This is a genomic window from Bacillus sp. JJ634, assembly GCF_036962285.1.
Taxonomy (GTDB): domain Bacteria; phylum Bacillota; class Bacilli; order Bacillales; family DSM-1321; genus Peribacillus; species Peribacillus asahii_A.
The window spans coordinates 1-4,215 of the sequence record NZ_JBALMU010000130.1; the positions used below are offsets into that span (position 1 = coordinate 1).

2 protein-coding genes are annotated in these 4,215 nt (G+C 42.6%); both read left to right on the top strand.

Annotation, left to right across the window (positions count from 1 at the left end; all coding sequences use genetic code 11):
- Positions 1–15: 15 nt before the first annotated feature.
- Complete coding sequence (helD, locus tag V7068_RS17940; protein ID WP_499713910.1) at positions 16–2,358, top strand: RNA polymerase recycling motor HelD; 2,343 nt, start codon at positions 16–18, stop codon at positions 2,356–2,358.
- A 114-nt stretch (positions 2,359–2,472) separates the two neighbouring features.
- Positions 2,473–3,960 carry a DHA2 family efflux MFS transporter permease subunit gene (locus V7068_RS17945; protein WP_499713911.1) on the top strand — a complete coding sequence of 496 codons (1,488 nt, stop codon included), beginning with the start codon at positions 2,473–2,475 and terminating at the stop codon, positions 3,958–3,960.
- Positions 3,961–4,215: the final 255 nt, after the last annotated feature.

Genomic DNA, 4,215 nt, shown 5'->3' on the forward strand with positions numbered 1-4,215 from the left:
AAAGGAGTGTTTGATATGAACATGGAACTTCGTCAGGAGCAAGAACGAGTGAACAGTGTAATGGAGACAATTACAGAGCAAATCAATAGATTGGAGGGCGAAACTTCCAGGCGTCGGATGGAAGTGGTGAATATCCGCAAACACTTTTGGGATGAAGTAAAGGTTAACGTTGATACCTTCGACGATTATCTTGAGACAATCATCGGCTTGAGACAAGAGGCCCAAGCTTTGTCTGTAAGCCAAAGCACGCATAGACATGCATCTAAGAGATTATCTGCGCTGCGGCGGATGCAAGAAGTGCCTTATTTTGGCCGAATTGATTTCATTGAAGAAGGAACTTCAACTGCGGAACGAATCTATATTGGCATTTCTACGCTCACAGATACAAGCGGAGAAAATTTCCTTATTTACGACTGGAGAGCTTCAATCTCCAGTGTCTACTACGACTACCAGCCTGGCCCAGCCCAGTATGCTACACCTGGATGTGTCATCCATGGCACACTGGAGAAAAAGTGGCAATATCTCATCCGCGGCGGCATTATCCAATCTATGTTTAATACCAGTCTCACTATTGGTGACGAGATTTTACAGCAGGTGCTTGGTAAGGGTACAGATAAACATATGCACAATATAGTAGCGACCATTCAACAGGAGCAAAACCGAATCATCCGCCACGATCGCGGGCGAATGCTCATTGTACACGGCGCGGCTGGCAGCGGTAAGACATCGGCTGCCTTGCAGCGGATTGCTTATTTACTCTATAAATATCGAGATATGCTAAATGCCGATCAAGTCATTCTTTTTTCGCCTAATTCGATGTTTAATAGTTATGTTTCCAATGTGCTGCCAGAACTCGGCGAAGAGAATATGCAGCAGGTCACATTCCAGGAGTACTTGGATCATCGGCTGAAAAGTGAGTTTCCAGTTGAGAATCCTTACGATCAATTGGAATATGTTTTGACTGCAGTGGATAACCCATTATATAAAACAAGGATTGCGAGCATCCAATTCAAGGCTACCACCTGTTTTTTTGAGGCAATTAAATCATACAGGGAGTCGCTGGAATTATCCGGAATGGTATTCAAAGGGATTATCTTCAGAGGAAAGACAATTGTTACGGCTAAACAAATTGAGGAAAAGTTTTATAGCAGTGACACCTCGCTTCGCTTTCATAGCAGACTTGAAAAATTAAAGGATTGGCTAATTAAGCAAATAGATGAAGCCGAGAAGCTCGAACGGACTAAGCCGTGGGTACAGGAGGAAATCGAGCTGCTTAGCAATGAGGATTACCATAAGGCATATACTTACTTAGCGGAAAAACGCGGCTTTAAAGGAGATTCGATTCATGATTATGAAATCGAGCCTGAGGTGTTAGCCCGCTTGATTGTTCGCCAGAAGTTAAAACCGTTGCGAAAACGAATCAAGGCGTTTCGTTTCGTCAACATTAGGGGAATATACAGACAGTTTTTTACCGATTCTATCCAGATTAAACAGTGGATGGACCGGGAAGTACCCGGGGAGTGGTCGGATATTTGCCTATCGACTGTGAAAATGCTAGACGAAGGTAAACTATTTTATGAAGATGCTACTCCGTTTTTACTAATAAAAGAGCTGATTCAAGGCTTTCAGACGAACAGCTCGATCAAACATGTACTTGTAGACGAGGCACAAGATTATTCTCCATTTCAATTTGAGTTTTTGAAACGATTGTTTCCTTCGGCAAGAATGACCGTGCTCGGTGACTTTAACCAAGCAATATTCTCCCATGCCAGCGAAATGGTCGATTTCCACACACTTACTAGCTTATACGGTGCGGATGGAACGATTGCAATCAACTTGACTCGCAGCTACAGATCCACAAGACCAATTATCGAATTTACACGCGAACTTGTACCTGACGGCAAACGGATTACCGCTTTTGAACGCGATGGCGAGAGGCCTATATTGACGCAACTGTCCAATCGTGCTGAATTGCATCGCTCCATAGCTTCCCAAGTTGCAGATTTACGGAAACGGCAGTATAGCACAATAGCAATTATATGCAAATCTGCAGAGGGAAGCACCGCTGCATATGATTCCTTGAGCGGCATCGAAGGAATTAAGCTCGTGAAGAGTGGATCAATTGAATACGAGCAAGGCGTTGTCGTCATGCCGGCGTATTTGGCCAAAGGTATCGAATTCGACGCGGTTATCATTTATGACGCATCAGCGGAAGTATACGGAGATGAGAGCTTGCGCAGATTGTTCTACACCGCCTGCACCCGGGCTATGCATTACTTACAGCTTTACAGTATAGGCGAACCGAGTCCTTTTTTACGTAATATTCCACCGGAGAGTTTGCTTCGGAGCTTGACTTAACACGGAAGAGAAAGAAATGCACAGCCGTGCCAATTGTTCTGAACTGACGATTATTATATCGTTGATGTAACTATATTTTAATTGGGTATTTTGCAAATCGAAAGGAGAAAGAATTTGAAAAATCAAAATGAAACAACTCAAAACGGAGGGACATTTGGGAGTAGAGGTAACTTTTTGTTGGTCATGATTATGATTCTAGGTGTGTTTGTAGCCATTTTGAATGAAACGCTGCTTAACGTAGCTTTGTCAAAAATTATGGATGACTTTGGAATTGAGCCGAGTACCGCGCAATGGTTGACAACTGGATATCTACTAGTTATTGGTGTGCTTATACCAGTCACTGCTTATTTAATTCAGCGGTTCACGACAAGAAGTTTGTTCCTTGGAGCTATGGGCTTGTTTACGGTGGGGACATTGGTAGCGGCTATCGCACCAGGGATTGAAGTGCTTTTGATTGGAAGACTGCTTCAAGCGGCGGGTACCGGGCTGCTCTTTCCTTTACTAACCAATGTGGTATTCTCCATCGTTCCTATTGAAAAAAGAGGTTCGGCAATGGGGACCATTGGAATTGTCATTACTTTTGCTCCAGCGATTGGACCTACTCTATCAGGAATTATTGTAGAGCATTTCAGTTGGAGGGTTCTCTTTTACGGCGTTCTGCCGATTGCACTGTTTGTTATTATATTTGCATATATGATGCTCAAAAACGTGACGGAGACGACTAAACCGAAGATTGATCCGATATCGCTTCTACTTTCAACCTTAGGCTTTGGGGGGATTGTGTATGGATTCAGCAGTTCTGGTGAAGGTCATGGGGGTTGGTCGAGCAATGAAGTCCTAGTTCCAATTGCAATCGGCGTTGTTTCTTTAGTCCTGTTTACTTGGAGGCAATTGACGATTTCACAACCGTTGCTAGATTTAAGAACATTTAAATACAACATTTTTAGGATGTCGACGCTGATTATGATGATTGTCATGATGGCGATGTTTTCAGCGATGATGTTGTTGCCGATTTTTCTTCAGAATGCGTTAGGTTACAGTCCGTTGGAGGCAGGTTTGATTATGTTGCCAGGCGGTATTGTTATGGGGATAATGTCACCAATTACAGGCCGATTATTTGATAAATTTGGTGCCAAGTGGCTTGCGCTTATTGGATTGGGTTTGATAGCAAATACGCTGTGGCAATTTGCTTTTATTACATTGTCAACCCCCTACAGCACGATTATGATTTTCAATACGCTATTAATGTTGGGGATTTCAATGGTCATGATGCCGATTATGACCAACGCTTTGAACGAATTGCCACCTCCATTATATCCACATGGTACGGCTATTATCAGTACTCTCCAGCAGGTGGCTGGCGCTGTAGGAACAGCATTACTTGTATCAATCATGACCAATAGTTCTACTCGTTTTATGGAAAAAACGGTGATTAAGGAACAGGAGTCTACATTACAAATCCTGGCGATGATTGCTGGAATGAAAAGCGCGTTTTTACTTGCATTCGTACTAGTAGTTATCGCGTGGATAGTTTCATTATTTATAAAACGGTCCGTTCCGCAAGAAAAGAAATTGAAAATAAAGCAGGGTGCTGCGAACTGATAGAGAGTTAACTCATCGGTTGTGTTAGGTATTCTAGAAAAGGGCGCATTTCCGGAATAGGGAAAGCGTCCTTTTTGCATGAAAGGGCTGGATTGTTGGGGGGACAGGCAGAAGAATACTCATAAAAGATTGTATGTGAAGTATTGGATTGAAACGAATTAGGTTAAGTAGAGTGAGTTGTAAATTGAATAGTTTAAGGTTATAAGTGTTTCTTCAAAGGCTTTTACAAGAAGCTATTGAGATAAAGTCAGAAAA

What these genes read in the sequence shown, in the direction of transcription:
- helD (WP_499713910.1), top strand. Translation starts at nt 16, where the DNA reads ATGAACATGGAACTTCGTCAGGAGCAAGAACGAGTGAACAGTGTAATG.